The organism is Mesorhizobium prunaredense (genome assembly GCF_900156895.1).
Taxonomy (GTDB): domain Bacteria; phylum Pseudomonadota; class Alphaproteobacteria; order Rhizobiales; family Rhizobiaceae; genus Mesorhizobium; species Mesorhizobium prunaredense.
The window spans coordinates 278,668-299,613 of sequence record NZ_FTPD01000034.1; the positions used below are offsets into that span (position 1 = coordinate 278,668).

At 63.5% G+C, this 20,946-nt stretch carries 23 protein-coding genes; 11 read left to right on the forward strand and 12 right to left on the reverse strand.

All coding sequences use genetic code 11. The features are described 5' to 3' along the window. Nucleotides 1-134 precede the first annotated feature (134 nt). Nucleotides 135-674 (reverse strand): protease inhibitor Inh/omp19 family protein, encoded by a 540-nt coding sequence (locus tag BQ8794_RS22985; protein ID WP_077380918.1) that lies wholly within the window; start codon nt 672-674, stop codon nt 135-137. Between the two features lie 285 nt (nt 675-959). On the opposite strand from BQ8794_RS22985, the gene BQ8794_RS22990 reads away from it, so the two are divergent. The 7 genes from BQ8794_RS22990 to BQ8794_RS23020 all read left to right on the forward strand — a co-directional run bounded on the left by BQ8794_RS22990 (nt 960) and on the right by BQ8794_RS23020 (nt 7,810). Next, on the forward strand, nt 960-1,970 hold the full coding sequence (locus tag BQ8794_RS22990) for an MBL fold metallo-hydrolase (protein ID WP_077381023.1): 1,011 nt from the start codon (nt 960-962) through the stop codon (nt 1,968-1,970). 86 nt (nt 1,971-2,056) lie between these two features. Beyond that, on the forward strand, nt 2,057-2,218 hold the full coding sequence (locus BQ8794_RS22995) for a DUF1328 family protein (protein ID WP_077380919.1): 162 nt from the start codon (nt 2,057-2,059) through the stop codon (nt 2,216-2,218). Between the two features lie 176 nt (nt 2,219-2,394). Further along, the gene (dapF, locus tag BQ8794_RS23000; RefSeq protein WP_077380920.1) at nt 2,395-3,279 is read left to right on the forward strand and encodes a diaminopimelate epimerase; all 885 of its coding nucleotides are present in this window, start codon (nt 2,395-2,397) and stop codon (nt 3,277-3,279) included. After that, entirely contained in the window at nt 3,279-4,595 is a 1,317-nt protein-coding gene (gene mtaB / locus BQ8794_RS23005) for a tRNA (N(6)-L-threonylcarbamoyladenosine(37)-C(2))-methylthiotransferase MtaB (protein WP_077381024.1), read from the forward strand. Before dapF ends, mtaB begins: the two co-directional genes overlap by 1 nt. 11 nt (nt 4,596-4,606) lie before the next feature. Further along, nucleotides 4,607-6,436 (forward strand): signal recognition particle-docking protein FtsY, encoded by a 1,830-nt coding sequence (gene ftsY / locus BQ8794_RS23010; RefSeq protein ID WP_077380921.1) that lies wholly within the window; start codon nt 4,607-4,609, stop codon nt 6,434-6,436. A 62-nt stretch (nt 6,437-6,498) separates the two neighbouring features. Continuing rightward, the gene (locus tag BQ8794_RS23015) at nt 6,499-7,173 is read left to right on the forward strand and encodes a septation protein A (RefSeq protein ID WP_077380922.1); all 675 of its coding nucleotides are present in this window, start codon (nt 6,499-6,501) and stop codon (nt 7,171-7,173) included. A gap of 16 nt (nt 7,174-7,189) precedes the next feature. Continuing rightward, entirely contained in the window at nt 7,190-7,810 is a 621-nt protein-coding gene (locus BQ8794_RS23020) for a pyridoxamine 5'-phosphate oxidase family protein (RefSeq protein ID WP_077380923.1), read from the forward strand. A 302-nt stretch (nt 7,811-8,112) separates the two neighbouring features. Here the strand turns inward: BQ8794_RS23020 and BQ8794_RS23025 are convergent, their stop codons facing one another. After that, the gene (locus BQ8794_RS23025) at nt 8,113-8,322 is read right to left on the reverse strand and encodes a tautomerase family protein (RefSeq protein ID WP_077380924.1); all 210 of its coding nucleotides are present in this window, start codon (nt 8,320-8,322) and stop codon (nt 8,113-8,115) included. 32 nt (nt 8,323-8,354) lie between these two features. Next, entirely contained in the window at nt 8,355-9,272 is a 918-nt protein-coding gene (locus tag BQ8794_RS23030; RefSeq protein ID WP_077380925.1) for an SMP-30/gluconolactonase/LRE family protein, read from the reverse strand. 122 nt (nt 9,273-9,394) lie between these two features. Between BQ8794_RS23030 and BQ8794_RS35720 the strand changes: the two genes are divergently transcribed. Continuing rightward, on the forward strand, nt 9,395-9,715 hold the full coding sequence (locus BQ8794_RS35720) for a hypothetical protein (protein ID WP_167378805.1): 321 nt from the start codon (nt 9,395-9,397) through the stop codon (nt 9,713-9,715). A 73-nt stretch (nt 9,716-9,788) separates the two neighbouring features. On the opposite strand, the gene BQ8794_RS23040 is transcribed toward BQ8794_RS35720, so the two are convergent. From BQ8794_RS23040 to ccmA, 6 genes are all read right to left on the reverse strand, one after another. Continuing rightward, nucleotides 9,789-10,832: a DUF2332 domain-containing protein gene (locus tag BQ8794_RS23040; RefSeq protein WP_077380927.1), complete on the reverse strand. Its 1,044-nt coding sequence runs from the start codon at nt 10,830-10,832 to the stop codon at nt 9,789-9,791. A 15-nt stretch (nt 10,833-10,847) separates the two neighbouring features. Next, entirely contained in the window at nt 10,848-11,426 is a 579-nt protein-coding gene (locus BQ8794_RS23045) for a DsbE family thiol:disulfide interchange protein (RefSeq protein WP_077380928.1), read from the reverse strand. After that, entirely contained in the window at nt 11,423-11,590 is a 168-nt protein-coding gene (gene ccmD, locus BQ8794_RS23050; protein ID WP_077380929.1) for a heme exporter protein CcmD, read from the reverse strand. The genes BQ8794_RS23045 and ccmD overlap by 4 nt, the downstream gene beginning before the upstream one ends. A 107-nt stretch (nt 11,591-11,697) precedes the next feature. Continuing rightward, nucleotides 11,698-12,075 (reverse strand): Imm50 family immunity protein, encoded by a 378-nt coding sequence (locus BQ8794_RS23055; RefSeq protein WP_077380930.1) that lies wholly within the window; start codon nt 12,073-12,075, stop codon nt 11,698-11,700. Next, nucleotides 12,075-12,740, reverse strand: a complete 666-nt coding sequence (gene ccmB / locus BQ8794_RS23060; protein ID WP_077380931.1) for a heme exporter protein CcmB — start codon at nt 12,738-12,740, stop codon at nt 12,075-12,077. The genes BQ8794_RS23055 and ccmB overlap by 1 nt, the downstream gene beginning before the upstream one ends. Nucleotides 12,741-12,963: 223 nt before the next feature. After that, nucleotides 12,964-13,572, reverse strand: coding sequence for a heme ABC exporter ATP-binding protein CcmA (gene ccmA, locus BQ8794_RS23070; protein WP_077380932.1), 609 nt, complete (start codon nt 13,570-13,572; stop codon nt 12,964-12,966). A gap of 285 nt (nt 13,573-13,857) precedes the next feature. Between ccmA and acnA the strand changes: the two genes are divergently transcribed. Further along, nucleotides 13,858-16,548: an aconitate hydratase AcnA gene (gene acnA / locus BQ8794_RS23075; RefSeq protein WP_077380933.1), complete on the forward strand. Its 2,691-nt coding sequence runs from the start codon at nt 13,858-13,860 to the stop codon at nt 16,546-16,548. A 66-nt stretch (nt 16,549-16,614) separates the two neighbouring features. Here acnA and BQ8794_RS23080 read toward each other — a convergent pair whose 3' ends face one another. Beyond that, a complete protein-coding gene (locus BQ8794_RS23080; protein WP_077380934.1) occupies nt 16,615-17,283 on the reverse strand; it encodes a ceramidase domain-containing protein in 669 nt (222 codons plus the stop codon). Between the two features lie 178 nt (nt 17,284-17,461). On the opposite strand from BQ8794_RS23080, the gene BQ8794_RS23085 reads away from it, so the two are divergent. Further along, complete coding sequence (locus tag BQ8794_RS23085) at nt 17,462-18,271, forward strand: DUF1223 domain-containing protein (RefSeq protein ID WP_077380935.1); 810 nt, start codon at nt 17,462-17,464, stop codon at nt 18,269-18,271. Between the two features lie 596 nt (nt 18,272-18,867). Then, a complete protein-coding gene (locus BQ8794_RS23090) occupies nt 18,868-19,254 on the forward strand; it encodes a DUF2794 domain-containing protein (protein WP_077380936.1) in 387 nt (128 codons plus the stop codon). Here the strand turns inward: BQ8794_RS23090 and BQ8794_RS23095 are convergent, their stop codons facing one another. Both BQ8794_RS23095 and BQ8794_RS23100 read right to left on the reverse strand, forming a co-directional pair. Further along, nucleotides 19,255-19,827, reverse strand: coding sequence for a GNAT family N-acetyltransferase (locus tag BQ8794_RS23095; RefSeq protein ID WP_077380937.1), 573 nt, complete (start codon nt 19,825-19,827; stop codon nt 19,255-19,257). Between the two features lie 117 nt (nt 19,828-19,944). Next, on the reverse strand, nt 19,945-20,724 hold the full coding sequence (locus BQ8794_RS23100; protein ID WP_077380938.1) for a Bax inhibitor-1/YccA family protein: 780 nt from the start codon (nt 20,722-20,724) through the stop codon (nt 19,945-19,947). Between the last annotated feature and the right edge of the window lie 222 nt (nt 20,725-20,946).

The window sequence follows — 20,946 nt, forward strand, 5'->3', positions numbered from 1 at the left end:
TCCGGAGCAATTCCAAGAAAAGTGTGTAGCGGTTTTCTGTCCGGAATTGCGTAAAAACAAAAGAGAGCAATTCCGGGAAAAGCGTGTAACGGTTTTCGGCCCGGAATCGCGTAAAAACACTAAGGGCGGCCGGGTCAGCCTCTTGTAAGCGAGATCGGCAGGCCGTTGGAAGTCTGGCCGTCGAATTTCTCTCCGCCAGAGGAATAGAGCCGTGCCAGCGTGCCGCCATTCGCGTCGTACAGCGTCAACTGCTTGCCGGCGACGTTCCAGGATTTGATGCCGTCGATCGGCGCCGGGCAATGCAGCGGTCCAGCCCGATAGCCGGAGCCGAATTTGGTCTGCGGCGTCGCCACCTGGCAGCTCTGGCCGGACACGCTGGCCTTCCACACGCCGGCGACGCTGCTTGCGGTAAGATCCGGGGCTCCGGCCGGAGCCGTTCCGTCCGGCGGCAGCGAGGCGACCTGAGGGCCTTGCGGCGCCGTCGGAAATTTCGACGGGTCGGCGGTGCCGGGCGACGCCGGCGGCGGCAGCTGGTTTGCGGTCACCGTGCCGGAGGGCGCGGCTTGCAGCGGCGCCGGCTGCTGGTCCATCGACGAGAACCGTGACGTTGAACAGCCGCTGGCAAAGAGCGCGGCCAGCGATACGGCCAGCAGACCGGTTTTCGAAAAACTCATTTCAAACCTCCGTCGGATCCGGCTGGGCTGCCGTCCGCACAATATCCCCTTTACCAAGACGGAGAAGGTGGCAAAATTTCAACCCTGTATGGTTAAAATAGCATTTGCGGCGGCACCTGTTGCAACTTTGCCACAAATGCGTGCCGCCCGAAACCTGCCCTAGACCCGAGACTGCGCAGCGGTTTGCCTGGACAGGCCTGCCCCTGGCGTCCGGCCGCCAAATGCTTGCGCCAGCCCGCTTCGGTCCTATTTCTGATGAAACCGAACCTTGCCGGAGGCGAAATCTTGGCTGCGAGGAAAAGGGTGGCCAACCGCTACTATAGCGGGCCGCTCAGCGATCATTTCGACGGCACCTTGTTCTTCAATCCCAACGGCAAGCCGCCTGCCCGCTTTTCCGATCTATTGAAGTGGCAGCTGGGCGGCGAACGCTCAAAATGGCCGACGGCGGATCCGAGTCCGTTTCGTCAGGCGACACCGGCCAAGCGGATCGACGGCTCCGGGCTGAGGCTGACCATGGTCGGCCATTCCTCGCTTCTCATCCAGACAGCCGGCTTGAATATCCTTACCGACCCGGTCTGGTCGCAGCGCGCCTCGCCGCTTCCCTTTGCCGGGCCGAAACGGGTCAATCCGCCGGGCATCGCCTTCTCCAACCTGCCGCCGATCGACCTCGTGTTGGTCAGCCACAACCACTACGATCATCTCGACCTGGCCACGCTGAAGCGGCTGAAGACAAAGCACGACCCGCTGGTGCTGACGCCGCTCGGCAACGACGCCATCATCGACGCTGGCGTTCGCGGCATGCGGCTTTCCGTGCATGACTGGGGCGAGCGGGTCGAGATAGGCAACGACGTCGCCGTCCATGTCGAGCCGGTGCACCACTGGTCGGCGCGCGGCACCCGCGACCGGCGCATGGCGCTGTGGGCGGGTTTTGTGGTCGAGACGCCGGGCGGAAAGGTCTATTTCGCCGGCGACACCGGTTTCCACGATGGCATCAATTACCGGCTGATGGCCGGAAGGCACGGCGGCTTCCGCCTCGCTATCCTGCCGATCGGCGCCTACGAGCCGCGCTGGTTCATGGCGCCACACCACCAGAACCCGGAGGAGGCGGTGCAAGGCATGCTGTTGTGCAACGCCGCCTATGCCGCCGGTTGCCATTGGGGCACGTTCCGGCTCACCAACGAGCCGATCGACGAGCCGGCAAGAAAGCTGGGCGAGGCCCTCGACGATCAAGGTGTCCCGCAAGAACGCTTTCGCGCTCTGCGTCCCGGCGAAGTCTGGGACGTGCCGGCGCTCTAGGCAGGCGATCCCAGCCCCAGGGGAACCGGGGACGTCGTAACCGCGTTGGTAGTCGTCCACAACCGTTGGCTGCGAGGGATTTTCCCATGATCAAATGGATCATCATTCTTCTGATTATCGCGGCCGCGGCCAGCCTGCTCGGCATGCCGGCATTGGCCGGAGCCGCCGCCACCGGCGCCCGCATTCTCATCGGCATCGTGCTGATCATCTTCCTGCTGGTCATGCTTGGCGTCTTCGCGGTGGCGTAGACAGCACTGGCCCGAAAATCGGAATCGATTTTCAGAAAGCACGATGCGCAGGTTTAAAAATGTCAGAGCGTACTTTGTCCGTCCAAGTCAACGCATGGCGCGCTGGCGTCTCGCACTGGTAATTCCGGCCGCTATCCGCCATATAGGCGCCAAACCGGCATGAGACCTTTTGATCCATGGCAAGCACTGCCCCCTTCGCCAAGATGAACGGCATCGGCAACGAGATCATCGTTGCCGACATGCGCGGTCGCGCCGATCGGGTGACGCCGGCTGCCGCCCTTGCGCTCAATGCCGACGCCACGACGAAATTCGATCAGATCATGGCGATCCACGACGCCAGAACGCCGGGCACCGCCTATTTCATCGACATCCTGAACTCCGACGGAACCGGCGCGCAGGCCTGCGGCAACGGCATGCGTTGCGTGGTGCAGGCGCTTGCCGCCGAGACCGGCCAGAAGACATTCGCCTTCGAGACCGTCGCCGGCATCCTCAACGCTGAAGAACATGCCGACGGGCTGATCTCGGTCGACATGGGCAAGCCGCGTTTTGGCTGGCAGGATATTCCGCTCGCCGAGGAATTCCGCGATACCCGCATGATCGAGCTGCAGGTCGGCCCGATCGACGCGCCGGTGCTGCACTCCCCCTCGGTCGTATCGATGGGCAATCCGCACGCCATCTTCTGGGTCGACCGCGACGTCTGGTCCTACGAACTCGACCGCTTCGGTCCGCTGCTCGAAAACCACCCGATCTTCCCCGAACGCGCCAACATCACCATCGCGCGGGTGACCTCGCCCGAGACGATGGTCATCCGCACCTGGGAGCGCGGCGCCGGCCTGACCAAGGCCTGCGGCACGGCGGCTTGTGCCGCCGTCGTCGCTGCCGCGCGCACCAGGCGGACCGGACGCAGCGTCTCTCTGGTGACGCCCGGAGGCGGCTCCTTGCATGTCGAGTGGCGCGGCGACGACCACGTCATCCTCACCGGTGCAGCCGAATGGGAATTTTCCGGCAGCTTCGACCCGGCGACCGGCGTGTGGGCGCGCGACACCGAAAGCGCCGCCTGATGGCCGCTCTTTCCAGGGGGCCCACTCTTCCCAAAGGTGTTGACGTCGTCACCTTCGGCTGCCGGCTGAATACCTATGAATCCGAGGTGATGCGGCGAGAGGCGGAAAGCGCCGGCCTTGGCGCGCTGGAAGGTGGCGCCATCATCTTCAACACCTGCGCCGTCACCGGCGAGGCGGTGCGCCAGGCAAAACAGTCGATCCGCAAGGCCCGTCGCGAGAACCCGCAGGCCCGCATCATCGTCACCGGCTGCGCCGCGCAGACCGAGCCCCAAAACTTCGTCGCCATGGACGAGGTCGATCTCGTCCTTGGCAATGAGGAAAAGCTGAAGGCGCATTCCTATCGCGCGCTGCCGGATTTCGGCGTCAACGACACCGAGAAGGCTCGCGTCAACGATATCTTCTCGGTGCGCGAGACGGCCGGCCACATGGTCGACGCCATCGAAGGCCGGGCGCGGGCGTTCGTCCAGGTTCAGAACGGCTGCGACCACCGCTGCACCTTCTGCATCATACCGTATGGCCGCGGCAATTCGCGCTCGGTGCCGATGGGCGCCGTGGTCGAACAGGTCAAGCGGCTGAGCGGCAATGGCTATGCCGAAATCGTGCTGACCGGCGTCGACATGACCAGTTTCGGCGCCGACCTGCCGGGCAGCCCGAAACTCGGCAAATTGGTCAAGACAATCCTGAAGCAGGTGCCTGACGTGCAACGCCTGCGCCTTTCCTCGATCGATTCGATCGAGGCTGACGACGATCTGCTCGAAGCCGTCGCCACCGAGCCCAGGCTGATGCCGCATCTGCATCTGTCGCTGCAGGCCGGTGACGACATGATCCTGAAGCGGATGAAGCGCCGGCACAACCGGGATCAGTCGATCCGTTTTTGCCAGGATTTGCGCAAACTGCGTCCTGGCATCGTCTTCGGCGCCGACATCATCGCCGGCTTCCCGACCGAGACGGACGCCATGTTCGAAAAATCGCTGGACATCGTCGAGGAATGCGGGCTGACGCATCTCCACGTTTTTCCATTTTCGCCGCGCCAAGGCACCCCCGCCGCGCGCATGCCGCAGCTTCGCCGCGAACTGGTCAAGCAGCGTGCGGCACGGCTGCGCGCCGCCGGTGACGCCGCTTATCGCAGCCACCTTGCCTCGCTCGCCGGAACACGCCAGTCGATCCTGGTCGAGCGCGATGGGCTCGGCCGCACCGAAGGGTTTACGCTTGCCGCGATCTCCGGGGGCGCGCCGGGCGAAATCGTCGAGGCCGATATCGCCGGCGATGACGGCTCGCGGCTGATCGCGGCGCCGCTTGCCGCCCGCGCCGCCTGAGACGCAAGAACATGGCTGGTTTTCTCAAGAAGATATTTTCGTTCGGCAAGAAGGAAGTGGTCGAGGAGCGGATCGACGAGACCGCACCGCTGCCGCCGATCAAATGGGATGCGCTCGAGGCGCTGAAACCGGCGCCTGTTGAAGAGGCCGAGGCCGCTCCGGCCATTCCACCCGAGCCTGAAATCCAGCCGGAACCTGCTCCGGTCGAGGAGCCGGAGACGCCTGTCGAGGAGCCGGCGCCAGACGAGATTCCGGCAGCTCCCGTCATTCCCGAGTCTCCTCCGGGCTTGGAGGAAATTCCTGAGCCAGCACCGACGCAGCCTGAGATCGTCCACACTGCGGGTCCGTCATCCGAACGTGACGCAGCCCCTCATCCGCCTGCCGGCACCTTCTCCCCGTATAGGGACGGGGAGAAGGGTGCTGATCGTCCCGCCGAGCCTCCTTTTGAAAGCGGCAAAGAAGAAGCTCCGACGCTGACGCCCCCCTCTCCCCGTCCTTCACGGGGAGAGGGTAAGGGTGAGGGGCAGCGCGGACCTGCGCAAGATGCCGCACCGCCAGCCGAGGCCCCCTTAACTGCGCCCGGGCCTGAGGCGCCGGCGGCCGAAATCCCGCCGCCGATTCGCCAGCCGGCGCCGATCGAGGCGAAGCCGATCCTTGCCGAGATAGCGCCCGAGCCTGAAGCCGTCCCACCGCCCCACCCTCGCCTCGATGGGGAGGGTGGCCGCGAAGCGGCGGGGTGGGGTGACAGCGCCGGCGCCAGTCACCCCCGAGCTTCGCTCGGGACCTCCCCCATCGAGGCGGAGGTAAAGCGCGAGCCCGTTCCGCAACCACCGCCGGAGCCCAAGCCGGCTCCCGGCAAGGTCACCGTCACCAAAAAGGTCGAGCAGAGAGCCGAGCCGCAGAAGGCGCCGGAACCGGCGCCGAAACGCTCGTGGTTCCAGCGCATGAAGGAGGGGCTCGCCCGCTCTTCCCGGGAGCTGTCCGGCAACATCGCCGGCGTCTTCACCAAGCGCAAGCTCGACGAGGACACGCTGCAGGATCTGGAAGACGTGCTGATCCGCGCCGATCTCGGCATGGAGACGGCTTTGCGCATCACCGATTCGCTGGCCGCCAGCCGCTACGGCAAGGACGTCTCCGAAACGGAAGTGCGCGCCATCATGGCGGCCGAGGTGGAGAAGGTGCTGACCCATGTCGCCTTGCCGCTGGAGCTCGACCTCAGCCACAAGCCGCATGTCATCCTTGTCGTCGGCGTCAACGGCACCGGCAAGACCACGACGATCGGCAAGCTGGCGGCAAAGCTGACCGACGGCGGCCTGTCGGTGATGCTCGCGGCCGGCGACACGTTCCGCGCCGCCGCGATCGAGCAATTGAAGATCTGGGGCGAGCGCACCAAGTCGCCGGTCATCGCCTCAAAACTCGGCGCCGACGCCGCAGGTCTTGCCTACGATGCCTTCGAACAGACCAGGCAAGCCGGCTCCGACGTGCTGATCATCGACACCGCCGGGCGGCTGCAGAACAAGACCGAGCTGATGGCGGAACTGGAAAAGATCGTCCGGGTGCTGGGCAAGCTCGATCCGGAGGCGCCGCACACCGTGCTGCAGACGGTCGACGCCACCACCGGCCAGAACGCGCTCAACCAGGTCGAGATTTTCCGTAACGTCGCCGGCGTCAACGGCCTGGTGATGACCAAGCTGGACGGCACGGCACGCGGCGGTATTCTGGTGGCGATTGCGGCAAAGCATAAATTGCCGGTTTATTTCATCGGCGTCGGCGAACAGGTCGACGACCTCGAACCATTCTCCGCAAGCGAGTTCGCCAGGGCGATCGCTGGAGTGGCGTAACAAGCTTGATCCCAAGAAGTTGCAGACTTTTTGGACAGGATCATGCGCAAGAAGGAAAGCCTATGAACCCGCGCATCCTCGAACGCGACCCGTCCGACCCGCAGAAACGAAAGAAGGAAGGCGTCAATCCGCTGCTCAAGCTGGTGCTGGAGCTCGGCCCGTTGATGGTGTTCTTCTTCGCCAACGCCCGTGGCGCATGGCTGTCGCAGAAATTTCCGGCGCTGGCCGAGCTCGGCGGGCCGATCTTCGTCGCCACCGGCCTGTTCATGGCCGCGACCGCGATCGCGCTGATCGCTTCCTGGCTGCTCACCCGCACCTTGCCGATCATGCCGATGGTATCGGGCGTCGTCGTCTTCGTCTTCGGCGCGCTGACGCTCTACCTGCAGGACGACATCTTCATCAAGATGAAGCCGACCATCGTCAACATGCTCTTCGGCGGCGTGCTGCTCGGCGGCCTGTTCTTCGGCAAGTCGCTGCTCGGCTACGTCTTCGATTCGGCGTTCAGCCTCGATGCCGAGGGCTGGAAGAAACTCACCTTCCGCTGGGGCCTGTTTTTCCTGTTTCTGGCCCTTGTCAACGAAGTGGTCTGGCGGAATTTTTCCACCGACGCCTGGGTTACCTTCAAAGTCTGGGGCATCATGCCCATCACCCTTCTTTTCACCTTCAGCCAGATGCCGCTGATCATGCGCCATTCGCTTGAAGGCAAGACCGGAACAGAAGGGAGGCCCGGCAAGTAACGATCAAGGAGAGGGCATGGAATTCGTCACCACGCGCGACGAGCTGAGAACGATCTACAAGACGCCTCGGCCGACCGACGGCTCGATCCGCAAGGAACTGAAAGCGCTGGATGGCCACAGCCGTTCCTTCATCGGCAAAAGCCCCTTCGTCCTGATCGGCTCCTCCGACGGCGCCGGCAATGCCGATGTGACGCCGAAGGGCGACAGACCGGGCTTTGCCGCCGTGCTCGACGAGAAGACCATCGCCATCCCCGACCGGCCCGGCAACAACCGGCTCGACACGCTGGAGAACATTCTTCTCAACCCTTCGGTCGGCCTGCTCTTCCTCATCCCGGGCATGAACGAGACGCTGCGCGTCAATGGCGACGCCCGCATCACCGTCGATGCGGCTTTGCGCGAGCGGCTCGCCGTCGACGGCAAGGAACCGCAAAGCGTCGTCCTGGTGACGGTCAAGGCCGCCTACATGCATTGCGCCAAGGCTTTCATGCGCTCCGATCTGTGGAAGCCGGAAACCTGGTACGACCGTGCGACGCTGCCGACGCTCGGCCAGATCCTGCGCGATCAGCTGGCGCTCGCCGATTCGGCCGAGGCGACCGACCGCTGGCTGGACGAAAGCTACAAGCAGACGATGTGGTAGTGTGCCCGGCAACGAATCGCCCGAAAACGGCGGCCACCGTGCTTTCTTGTCCGGAGCGGAGCGAACGCGAAGCGAGCGCCGGCGATCCTTCGCGCCCCCCTCTGTCCTGCCGGACATCTCCCCCACAAGGGGGGAGATTGGCCGTCATCCCCGCTTTCGCCACCCTCCAACCTTGAAAGACAGGCTAGGCGACGAAGCTGCCGATCTCCCCCCAAGTGGGGGAGATGCCCGGTAGGGCAGAGGGGGGCGCGGTCCCGCAGCCTCTCGCAAACTTCCGCGCCGCTGCCGTGCCCGTCGGGAGATTAGCCCTTCCGTCTCAGCGTCTCGACATCGGTCTCGCCGACGAACCAGTCGCGCGCAGCGACCTCCTCGAAAACCACCCAGACGTCGTTGCTGGTCAGCCCGGTGGCGTCGGTGATCGCCGCCGTCACTTGGGCAGCGATCGCGGCCTTCTTGCCGGCCGGATCATCGGCAATCACCTCCTTGACGAGGCGTATGTTCACGAATGGCATGGAGGCCTCCCTGGATGTTGCTTGACGGCCGCTCAAAATGTCTTTGCGCCGTTGACCATCAGCCGGACCATGTAGAGCGAGGTGGTGCCGGCGATGTAGAGGCAGTTCAGCTTGTTGCCGCCGAACACGCAATTGGCGACGACTTCCGGCACCTTGATCTTGCCGATCAGCGTCCCGTCGGGGTCGTAGCAATGGATGCCGTCGGCGGCACTGGTCCAGATCCGGCCATGGTCGTCGAGCCTGAAACCATCGAACAGGCCGGCCGTGCAATCGGCGAAGACCTTTCCGCCGAAGACCTTCTTGCCGGCCCCGTCGACATCGAACATCCGCATATGCGCCGGATTCTGCGCGCCATGCGTGCGGCCGGTATCGACGACGTAGAGCTTGCTCTCGTCGAGCGAGAAGGCAAGCCCGTTGGGCCTGACCATGTCGGTGATCACCGCTTCGATCTCGCCGGTGCCGGGGTCGGCCCGGTAGACATGGCAGGCGCCGATCTCGCTCTCGGCCTTGTCGCCCTCATAATCCGTATCGATGCCGTAGGTCGGGTCGGTGAACCAGATCGACCCGTCGGACTTGACCACCGCATCGTTGGGCGAGTTCAGCCGCTTGCCGCGCCATTTGTCGGCAATGGTGGTGATCGAGCCGTCATGCTCGGTGCGGCTGACGCGGCGGCCCGAATGCTCGCAAGTGACCAGCCGGCCCTGCCGGTCCACGGTGTTGCCATTGGAATTGCCCGACGGCTGCCGGAACACGCTGACGCTGCCGTCGGTCTCGTCGTAACGCAGCATGCGGTTGTTGGGAATGTCGGACCACACCACATAACGGCCGGCCGCAAACCAGGCCGGCCCTTCGGCCCACCGGCATCCGGTGAACAGCTTGTCCACCTGCGCGTTGCCGTTGAACAGCCGCGCAAAGCGCGGATCGAGAATTTCGTAGTCTTCGGCGGCCATGGTTTCCTCCCGGTCATGCAAATCGTTGGTGCCGGCGCGATCAAGCCAGCCGGCGATCGATATGGCAAGATCGTTGATATCGGGACAGGCAATGCGGCCCTTGCTCAGATGGCAAAACCCAAATGACGGGTCATGCGCCGTTAACCGGCTATGCGCTCAGTGCAATGGTGCATTGCAACATCTTCTTTTTGCGGCGCACCATAACTATGTCATGCTGCGTATCGATCAGGGAGGAACAACCTGCCGCAACAATGCGGCACAGAAGGAACCTCGCTATGATTCTCGACAGCCTCGTGAGCCGCGCTCGCACCAGCATCGCCAAGCGCCGGCAATACAACCGCCTCATCGCCGAAATCGACTCGTTTTCCAGCCGCGATCTGGCCGACATGCGCGCCGACCGCAGCGAAATGCTCTACCAGGTCCACAAGCAGATCTACGGCTGAGGCGAACGCATGATCCCGAAAAGTTGCAGACTTTTCGGACGAGATCATGCGCGACCAGAACTGTTTGATCGGCTTAGCCGATCCATTCGATCCAGCGGCCGTGGTAATCGCAATGGGCCAGGCGGCGTGTCTCGCCGCCGGGCCATAGAGTGAGGCTGAGTACCGCCCAAGGCTTTGTGGGATCGCGCGGCTCCATCCTCAGCCTTGCGATAGGCGCAGCGGCCGTGGCCTGTCTGCCCGCCTGCTCCAGGGTGGCGGTGATGGCATCCTTGGTCGCCCGCGGCAGGTATTGCCACATGGTCGAATGATAGAGCACGAAGGCGCCGCCCTGCTGGCGTGCGGCCAGTGCCTTCTCGACAAAATCCGCCGCGTCCGCTTTGACAAGCAGCGGTTGAAGCTTTTCGGCAAGTGACAGCGCGGCGTCGAGCCGGGCCAACCGCGCTGCCTGATCGGCCCAGATGTAAGACCGAAGCTGTAACCGCGCCGCTGCGTCGGCGACATCGACCGGTGCGATGTCGCAGCCGGCGCGATGGCGGATGTTGATCGCTCCACCAAGTGGAACTGCGAGGCCGCGCACCTCCGGTGCCAACCGCACGGGGGAGGCCGGGTCGCCCCACTCGGCATCGCCATAGCGGTAGTGAAAGCTGTCGAACAGGAGATTGAGCCCGGCGCTGGCGCCGATCTCGCACAGATCCAGCGGCAGGCCGGTTTCCCGCGCCACCGTCAGAAATCCAGGCAGCAGCATCGCCGACCGGGCGATTTCATTGGTCTGCGGCACGCCGGCGAGGCCGGCGACGATCCGCTCGTCGGATAGCGCAATTGCCTCCAGCAGCACCGCCGCGATCTCGGATTCGCTTGTCTGGTTGGGCGGATAGATCAGTGCCAGCCGCTCACTGGCACCTGTCAGGACCAACGCATGCAGCGCGCCGCAGAGCCGCAATGCGAGGCCGTCGGCGCGCGCGTCGCCCGGCCAGCCGAGCACCGCCTGCCCGGTCCTGGTGTTTGCCTCGAGAACCTTGGCTAGCGCACGGCATAAATTCGCGGTGAAGGGCGAGCCAAGTCCATCGCAGGCTTTCGCCTGAGCCAGAAAATGATCGCGGATGTCTCGTTCGTCCATCGCGTTTCCGGTGTCTCAGCCCGGCGCCGCCAGCGCTTTTTCGATTTCGGGCAGCAGCAGCGTTTGTGCTGAGCCCGGCGTCAGCGGGCCGACGTGCTTGTAGGCGATCTTGCCGTCCTTGCCGACGACGAAGGTTTCCGGCACGCCGTAGACGCCCCAGTCGATCGCCGCGCGCCCTGCCGCGTCGACGCCGATCGCCTGGAACGGGTTGCCGAGATCGCCGAGGAACCGGCGGGCGTTTTCCGGCTGGTCCTTGTAGTTGAGCGCGGCCATGACGAAGCGCTTGTCCTGCGACAGCGCCAGCAGCAGCGGATGTTCGTCGCGGCAAGGCCCGCACCACGACGCGAAGACGTTGACCAGCGTGACCTTGCCGGCGAACTGCCTGGAATCGAGCCCCGGTAAATTCATGCCTTCCAGCGCCGGCAGATTGGTCTGCGGCGCCGGCAGGCCGATCAGCGCCGATGGCACTTCCGAAGTGTCGCGGCCGGACAGCAGCTGCGTCAGGAACAGCCCCGCCAGCCCGAGGAAAATCAGCAGCGGCAACAGCACGATCAGGCGGCGTGAGCGCGCCGGCGTTTCCGTCTCCATGCTCATGATTTCCCCGCCTTGTCGGAGCGCCGCCGCACGCCGGATGCTTCCAGCTCGGCGAGGTCTCGTCTGCGTGCCCGCTGGTCGAACAGGATCCAGCCGATCAGCCCGGCCAGCACTACGGCCGTGATGGCATAGGCTGCGGTCACATAGAGGGCGTGTACGCTCATTTCCCGATCCAAGGCTTCTTGCAGTGAAGTTAATAGCTGCACTGGCTGTTCGTCGCAATGAACGGCGTCTGCGGCGGATTTGCGGTCACTAGGAATCGGAAGTTCATCTATTGCGACTGCAGCAGACCGGATATTTTGATGATGCGCACGAACTGGCATGTCAGGGACAGCCTGACAGCCCCTTCGCAGGTGAGCAGAATTTTGCCTGCGTCGTCCCACATTCTGACCGCGCTCCTGTCATGACTCTGGAACTTGCGAACGCTGATCGACTCGACTCCTTCGAACGCGAGTTCAAAATTCACCGCGTTGAATGGTCCCCATTTGACGGGAGGCCGGTAGGGGAGACGGGTCGATATAAAATGTAGGTGCAGGCTAGGCCCGTCGCGACTGATTTCGGCCTTGGTGATCTCGACAGAAGACAGGTCCGGATAGTGGCCGTAGATGGTCTGGAGAAAGATCGGATTTTCTATGCGTAGCGGCCACATCAGTCCGTTCCATGGCGCAGCGCCAGCGCTGCCGCAACCGGCCCCAGCACGGCAAGAAACAAGGTCAGCGCGGCAAGAATGAGGAAAGGTTGCAGGAACGGATCGGGGTTGGCCACCGCGCCATAGCTTGCCGAGACGCCGAAGATCAGCACCGGGATGGTCAGCGGCAGCACCAGCACCGAGATCAGCAGCCCGCCGCGCGGCAGCGCCACCGCTACCGCCGCACCGGCAGCGCCGATGAAGGTGATCGCCGGCGTGCCGACCAGAAGGGTCAGCGCCGTGGCGCCGATGCCGATCGGCTCCATATTCATGAACAGGCCGAGTAAGGGTGCCGCGATGACCAGCGGCAGCACGCTTCCTGCCCAATGCGCCAGGCATTTCGTCAGCACGGTCAGCGCCAGCATCTGCCGGTCGTCGCCGAGCACCAGCAGATCGAGCGAGCCGTCTTCCCGGTCGGCCTGGAACAATCGGTCGAGACCTAGCAGGCAAGCCAGCAAGGCGCCGATCCACAGGATCGCCGGGCCGATGCGGGCAAGCAGATTGAGGTCCGGCCCGACGCCGAATGGGATCGTGGCGATCACCGCGAGAAAGAAGATCACGCCGGTCAGCGCCCCGCCGCCGGCCCGGATACTCAGGCGGATATCGCGCAGGAAGAGGGACCACATTACGATGCGGCCCTTTGTTGGTGGCAAGGCGAAATGTAGAGTTCCTTCGCGCCCCCCTCTGTCCTGCCGGACATCTCCCCCACACGGGGGGAGATTGCATGTCGCTCCGGCTTTCGCCAATTGCCAACGTTGCAAGGATGAGCGGGGCGCTCGAGCTGCCAATCTCCCCCCAAGTGGGGGAGATGTCCGGCAGGACAGAGGGGGGCGCCGTGGAGCACCGACATCAAACTGCCTCCCCCATTGCCAACCCTTGTGCCCCCTCAATTCCCAGCGGCAGATGCGTCGCCGCAATAATGATTCCGCCCTCCGAACAATGCTCCCGCATCAGCCCGCCGAATCGCTCCTCCGAAGCCTTGTCCAGCCCGGCCGTCGGCTCGTCGAGCAGCCACAGCGGCCGCCGGCTGACCAGCAGTTTTGCGATCGCCGCGCGGCGGCGTTGCCCGGTGGAGAGATAGCCGAACGGCAGATGGCCGATACCGTCAAGCCCGACCATTGCCAGCGCCTGTTCGGCGCTCAAAAAATCCGCGCCCGAAAAATCGCGCCAGAAGCGGAGATTTTCCGCCACGCTCAGCGCCGTCTTCATCGCGTTCTGGTGGCCGAGATAGTGGCAGGCTGAGGCGACCGAGGGAAAGTCCTCAGCCCCGCCTTCGATAAGCAAACGGCCTGCCGCCACCGGCAGCAGCCCGGCAACTACCCTGAGCAGCGTCGATTTCCCCGCGCCGTTCGGCCCGGTGACGATCAGAGCCTGGCCTTTTTCCAGGACAAAACCGATGCCGGAAAAAATCGTCTCGCCGCCGCGTTCGCCGCCCAGATTTTCGGCGATCAGCCGCATTCCTTGCCCGTCCCGAAAACACCGCGCCACGGCAGCTGCCGCATTGCACAAAATAGCCGTTCGACTGTCTAGAACTATTCCAGAAAATTCTCTATATGCGGGTCATCCGTGCCAGCGGTCGGCACGGGAAGCGAATTAGCGCCGAACCAGCGCACGCGCCGCCTTGAACGGCTCGGGTTGGCTGGGAACGGACAGCGGAAATGGCCGTACCCGCACCTTTGCGCGTGATTGCATGCCATCGGCGTCCGTTCCCTTTCAGGCTGAACAGACAAGGACGGATCGCACGTGTCAAAATCCCTCGATAGTTTCAATTGCCGCCGCACGCTGACCGCAGGCGGCACCGACTATATTTATTACGATCTTCTCGAGGCCGAGAAGAACGGCCTCACCGGCATCGGCCAGTTGCCCTATTCGATGAAGGTGCTGCTGGAGAACCTGCTGCGCAACGAGGACGGCCGTTCCGTCACCAAGGAGAGCATCCAGGCGGTCGCCGGCTGGCTGACCGACAGGGGCACCGCCGGCGTCGAGATTGCCTATCGCCCGGCCCGTGTGCTGATGCAGGATTTTACCGGCGTTCCGGCCGTGGTCGACCTGGCCGCCATGCGCGATGCCATGGCCTCGCTCGGCGGCGACCCGCAAAAGATCAATCCGCTGGTGCCGGTCGACCTGGTCATCGACCACTCGGTCATCGTCGATGAGTTCGGCACGCCGCTGGCTTTCGCCCGGAATGTCGAGCTTGAGTACGAGCGCAACGAAGAACGCTACAAATTTCTGAAATGGGGCCAGCAGGCCTTCCGCAATTTCCGCGTCGTGCCGCCCGGCACCGGCATCTGCCACCAGGTCAATCTCGAATATCTCGGCCAGGTCGTGTGGACCAACACCGAAGGCGGCGAAACCACAGCCTATCCCGACACCTGCGTCGGCACCGATTCGCACACCACCATGATCAACGGCCTTGGCGTGCTCGGCTGGGGCGTCGGCGGCATCGAGGCCGAGGCCGCGATGCTCGGCCAACCCGTCTCCATGCTGTTGCCCGAAGTCATCGGCTTCCGGCTCACCGGCAGGCTCAGGGAAGGCGTCACCGCCACCGATCTCGTGCTCACGGTCACCCAGATGCTGCGCAAGAAGGGCGTCGTCGGCAAGTTCGTCGAATTCTTCGGTCCGGGTCTGTCCAACATGACTCTGGCCGACCGCGCCACCATCGGCAACATGGCGCCCGAATATGGCGCCACCTGCGGCTTCTTTCCGGTCGATGGCGAAACCATCCGGTACCTCACCATGTCCGGCCGCGAGGAAAACCGCATCGCGCTGGTCGAGGCATACGCCAAGGCGCAAGGCATGTGGCGCGATACCGGCTCGGCCGATCCGGTCTTCACCGACCTGATCGAGCTCGATCTCGGCAGTGTCGTGCCGTCGATGGCCGGCCCCAAGCGTCCAGAGGGCCGGGTCGCGCTTGAAGGCATTCCGGCCGGCTTTGTCAAGGCGATGGAAACCGAATACAAGAAGGCGGTCGAAATCGACAAGCGCTATGCCGTCGAGGGCACCGACTACGACCTTGGCCATGGCGACGTCGTCATTGCCGCCATCACCTCCTGCACCAACACCTCGAACCCGAGCGTGCTGATCGGCGCCGGGTTGCTGGCACGCAACGCCAACCGGCTCGGACTCAAGCAGAAGCCGTGGGTCAAGACATCGCTGGCGCCGGGCAGCCAGGTCGTCGCCGAATATCTGGAGAAATCCGGCCTGCAGAAGGAACTCGACCAGATCGGCTTCAATCTGGTCGGCTTCGGCTGCACCACCTGCATCGGCAATTCCGGCCCGTTGCCGGCGCCGATCTCCAGGACCATCAATGACAAAGGTTTGATTGCCGCCGCGGTGCTTTCCGGCAACCGCAATTTCGAAGGCCGCGTCTCGCCCGACGTGCAGGCGAACTACCTCGCTTCGCCGCCGCTGGTCGTCGCCCACGCGCTGGCCGGGACCGTGACCAAGGACCTGACCACCGAACCGCTCGGCGAGGACCGCGACGGCAACCCGGTCTACCTCAGGGACATCTGGCCGAGCTCGGTCGAGATCCAGGAGTTCATCGAGAAGAACGTGACGCGCGAACTGTTCGCCCGCAAATATGCCGACGTCTTCAAGGGCGACGAATACTGGCAGAACGTCAAGGTGCCGGAAGGCCAGACCTATGCCTGGGACCACAATTCGACCTATGTGCAGAACCCGCCCTACTTCGCTGGCATGACACCAGGCTTCGGCACAATCGGCGACATCAAGGGCGCCCGCGTGCTCGGCCTGTTCGGCGACAAGATCACCACCGACCACATCTCACCGGCCGGCTCGATCAAGGCAGCCTCGCCGGCCGGCAAGTACCTCATCGATCATGGCGTCGGCGTTGCCGACTTCAATCAATACGGCACGCGGCGCGGCAATCACGAGGTGATGATGCGCGGCACCTTCGCCAATATCCGCATCCGCAACCACATGCTGGGCGAGAACGGCCGCGAGGGCGGCTACACGATCCACTATCCGTCGAAGGAAGAGAAATCGATCTACGACGCAGCCATGGAGTACAAGAAGGAAGGCGTGCCGCTGGTCATCTTCGCCGGTGTCGAATACGGCAACGGCTCGTCGCGCGACTGGGCGGCCAAAGGCACCAACCTGTTGGGTGTTCGCGCCGTCATCGCTCAGTCCTTCGAGCGCATCCACCGCTCGAACCTGGTCGGCATGGGGGTCATCCCGTTCGTCTTCGAGGAGGGCACCTCATGGGCCTCGCTCAACCTCAAGGGCGACGAACTGGTCGAAATCGACGGACTGAGCGCCATCAAGCCGCGTCAGAAGATGATCGCGAAGATCACTTATGGCGACGGCACGGTGAAGAACATTCCGATCATCTGCCGCATCGATACGCTGGACGAGCTCGACTACTTCAAGAACGGCGGCATCCTGCAATATGTGCTGCGCGACCTGGCAGCATAGAGAGAGGGGAGTAAGGGAGTAGGGAAGGCAATACCTATTCCCCTATTCCCCTATTCCCCTATTCCCCTATTCCCCTATTCCCCTCCCGAACCGCGCCGCCGCCGCCAGCAGCACGCCTAGCATCAGCCCGTTGAGGATGTGCCACAGGAAATGCGTGCCGAGCGGGAAGCTGCCGCAGACCAGCAGATCGATCGTCCTGAAGATGACCGACACGACGAAGATCGCCGAGCCCGCCAGATTGTACCAGCCGGCGCGGTTGCCGCTCGCCGCCACCCAGGCGCCGAAGAAGGCGAGCGCCAGGAAGGGCGGCAGATAGCCGGTCGTGCCGTTCGATGCCTGGCGCAGCCAGTCCGGCACGGCCCAGGTCAACAACCCGGTGACGGCATAGAAGGCGACGAAGATGGCGATCGCCTTGCCCCAGTTCATGCCGAGGAAACGACGCAGGTTGAACAGCGTGTAGGCCAGCGTGAACCCGGCGATCGGCAGCACGTCGGCCCAGACCGTGGCATGGTTGGCAAAGGTGTGGAACAGCGCCGAGCCGATGCCGATCGCCACCACCCACCAGGCCAGCATTTCGGCGAAGATGCCTGCGCCACGCCGGCGCACCTCCCGGACACCCCACAGCCCGGCGACAAGAAAAGCCAGATTGGTCAGTGCGTTGACCGGCTCGGCCCAGTACTCCGGCCCGACCCGCTCGCAGTACAGGTCGACCGGCGTCAGGAGAGTTTGCCACATGCTGATTGTTGCCCGAATCGGTTTCTACCCTGAAGTGTAGCCGTCCTGCTGCGCCCTTGCAGTTGGCTACAGCGGTAAAAGTTTCACCGCAACGTGACTTCCCGTTGACTGCCGCTTCTGCCACATATTTCGCCAACCAGAACAAAGCCGGCCATCACCGGCGGGAGTCGAAACGGTCATGACACCTCGAAGACCATTGCGGCTTGCGGTATTTGCGCTAGCCCTCTCGGTGCTTGCCGGCGCTGGACTTGCCGGCAAGGCGCTGGCCGGCAATGCGCTTGCCGGCGAGGCCGACCGCTCCCAGACAGATAAACCCCTGGTCGGCCAGCCCTTGGGCGTGGTCGAGCTCTTCACCAGCCAGGGCTGCAGTTCCTGCCTGCCGGCCGATGCGTTTTTCGCCGAGCTTGCCGCCAAGGAGAACATCGTCGCGCTCGCCTATCACGTCGACTACTGGGATTATCTCGGTTGGAAGGACACGCTGAGCCGCAAGGAGAACACCGAGCGGCAGTATGAGTATATGCGCGCCTTCGGCAGCCGCTCGGTCTATACGCCGCAGGCCGTCATCAATGGCCGCAGCCATGTCAACGGTGCCCGCCGCGAGGAAGTCGACGGCGCGCTCGCCCGCATGGGAAGATCCGGCGAAGGCATGCAGGTCGGCATCAAGGTCAGCCGGACCAGCGACCGCGTCATCATCGACGCCGGCGATGCCGGGAGCGGCCCCAGCGATGCCCATGTCGTCATCGTCTATTTCGACCCGCCGCAGACCATCAAGATCGGCAAGGGCGAAAACACCGGCCGCAGCATGACCTATTGGAACGCCGTCTCCGGCATCCAGACCGCCGGTATGTGGCACGGCAAGGCGCAGCGCTACGAATTGCCGATGAGCGTGATCGCCAAGAAAGGCGGCTGCGCCGTGCTGCTGCAATCGGTGGGCAAGGACGGCATGCCGGGTCCCATCCTGGGCGCCGCCTTGATACACAAGCCCTGAACGCCCTCGCCTTCTCCGCTTGTGGGGCCCGAAGGGCGGGCGAGGCCAGCGACTCGCCCCGGGTGTTGGATCGGCGCGCAACGTCGAGCGGGGTGCTGGAAGGAATGAGGCGGCGGTGATTTCAAGCAAATTGCCAAGCTGGAACACCCCTCATCCGTCGCCTTCGGCGACACCTTCTCCCACAAGGGGGAGAAGGGAAGGCCGCGCGGATTCACTCGGCCAATAAAAAACCGACGTCAGCTTGCTTCTGACGCCGGTCATTTAGGTTTTGGGATCGTCGCGCTCGATTTCTCCAAGGGAGAAACCGAGGTTGGTTCGATCCGACGCAGACCCGTGGGCGGGGGGCTTGGGGTTTACGAGCCAGTGCCGGACCGAACCGTCTCAGGCAACACCCGTAAATTCGTCGGAGATTGGGGCATTAGCGCGGATAAAAGAAGGCAGAATTGTGGCGACGCATCACCAATTCCAACGGTCGTTTTATAAACGTGACTGGACACCGCGGAAACGGTGCGTCGCCCACCTTTGCCCAGCTGGGCTTGCAATTCCATGGCGAAAGCGCCAACTTTGATGAGTGTAAGATTCGAAGGGATCGAGGCATGACTGATCACGGCAGTGGGACGGAGGATGGGGACGCATCCGCAATACTGATCCCGCTGCATGAGGCAAGACGTGAACGCCTCGACCAGCCGGTGCGGTTCGACCGGCGTGAATTGGACCAGATCCTGAGGCTTTACGGGCGCATGGTCGCCGCCAATGAATGGCGCGACTACGCCATCGACCATCTTGCCGACCGCGCCGTCTTTTCCGTCTTCCGTCGCACCAGCGAGGTGCCGCTGTTCCAGATCGTCAAGGATCCGAAGCTGGCGCGCCGACAAGGCGCTTTCGCCGTCATTGCCGCCGGCGGCCGCATCCTCAAGCGCAGCCAGGAACTTGGCCGCGTGCTTGGCGTGTTCGACCGCACGCTGAAACTGGTGGAGGCCTAACTACTGGTTTTGCTTCCGGAATCTCCGTTCCGGAAGTGAGTTGGGATCGGGCGGAACCTGAGACCCGCCATTGATCGGCAGTTGCATGAACACCGTGTCGAGCCAGCGTCCATGCTTGTAGCCGGAGGCTTCCAGACGGCCCGAATGGCGAAAGTCGAGCTTTTCATGCAGCCGGACCGAGGCACTGTCCGGCCGACCGTCGCCGATCACCGCTATGATCTGGCGGAAGCCCGCCGCCTCGGCCGCCGCGATCAGCCCTTGCATTAGCTTCAGCCCGATGCCATGGCCCTTGGCCTCGGGCGCGACATAGACCGAATCTTCGATGATGAACCGGTACGCAGGCCGCGCCCGAAAGGGGCCGGCATAGGCATAGCCGAGCACGATGCCGGCTTTTTCCGCCACCAGATAGGGAAAGCCGCCCGCTATCAAACTGTCGAAGCGCTCGCCCATCTCGGCACGGTCAGGCGGCTCCAGTTCGTAGCTCGCCGTGCCGTGGGTCACCGCATCGGCATAGATGTCGGTGATCCGGTCGAGATCGGCCGCTGTCGCGCCGCGTATCGTGATGCTGCTCATAATTTATGCAAGCCGTTCATCTGCCTTCTATCACAGCAAAGGCCGGCACAGAAGGAAAGGGCGGCCGTTGGGCCGCCCTTTCCAAATTCGCTGGTCCACAGACTCAAGGGGCCGTGTTTAACGGCGATCGCCCATGAACTGCAGCAGGAACATGAACAGGTTGATGAAGTCGAGATAGAGCCTCAGAGCGCCCATGATCGCCTTGCGGCCGGCGACATCAGTCTCGTCGCCCTCGAAATACATCTCCTTGATGTTCTGCGTGTCGTAGGCGGTCAGCCCTGCGAAGATCAGCACGCCGATCGCCGAAACGGCGAAGGAAAGCGCCGACGACTGCAGGAAGATGTTGATCACCATCGCGATGATCAGACCGACCAGGCCCATGATCAGGAACGAACCGAGCGCGGAAAGATCGCGCTTGGTCGTGTAGCCGTAGAGCGACAATCCGCCAAACGCGGCGGCGGTGGCGAAGAAGGTCTGCGAGATGCTGGCGGTGGTGTAGACCAGGAAGATCGACGACAGCGACAGCCCGACGAGGCCGGCATAGACCCAGAACGTCGTCTGCGCGGCCGAAACGCTCATCGACTGGACGCGGAACGACAGGAACAGCACCGCTGCCAGCGGCGCAAAGATCACCAGCCATTTCAGCGGCGAGCCGAAGATCGCGTAGCCGAAGGATGTCAGCATATCGCCGTTCGGCAGCGTAGCGACCGCCGAAGCCGGATCGGTGGTGGTGGCCAGCATGATCGTTCCGACCGCGGCGAGGCCGGTGATGAGGAGGCCAAGCCCCATCAGATTGTAGACCTTGATCATATAAGCGCGCAGGCCCTGGTCGATAGCAGCATCGACGCCGACGCCGGGCACGGCACGCGTCTGATAATTGCGAACGGGTTCAGCCATGGAAATCCTCATATTGCTTCTGCCCCGTCCGGTGTCCGGCCCATTTGGACCGCGGCGCCGCTGGGCGGGGCTCCAGCATGCCTGCGGCGAAATATGATGGTTATTGGCGTCAAGAACAAGACCGTAACCGGGCGTAATGCTTCGTGAAGTAGCAAAAATCCGGATTTATCGGCCTTCCGAAGCCAACATTAACGAGATTTAACCAAATCCCGGTCGCGTTGA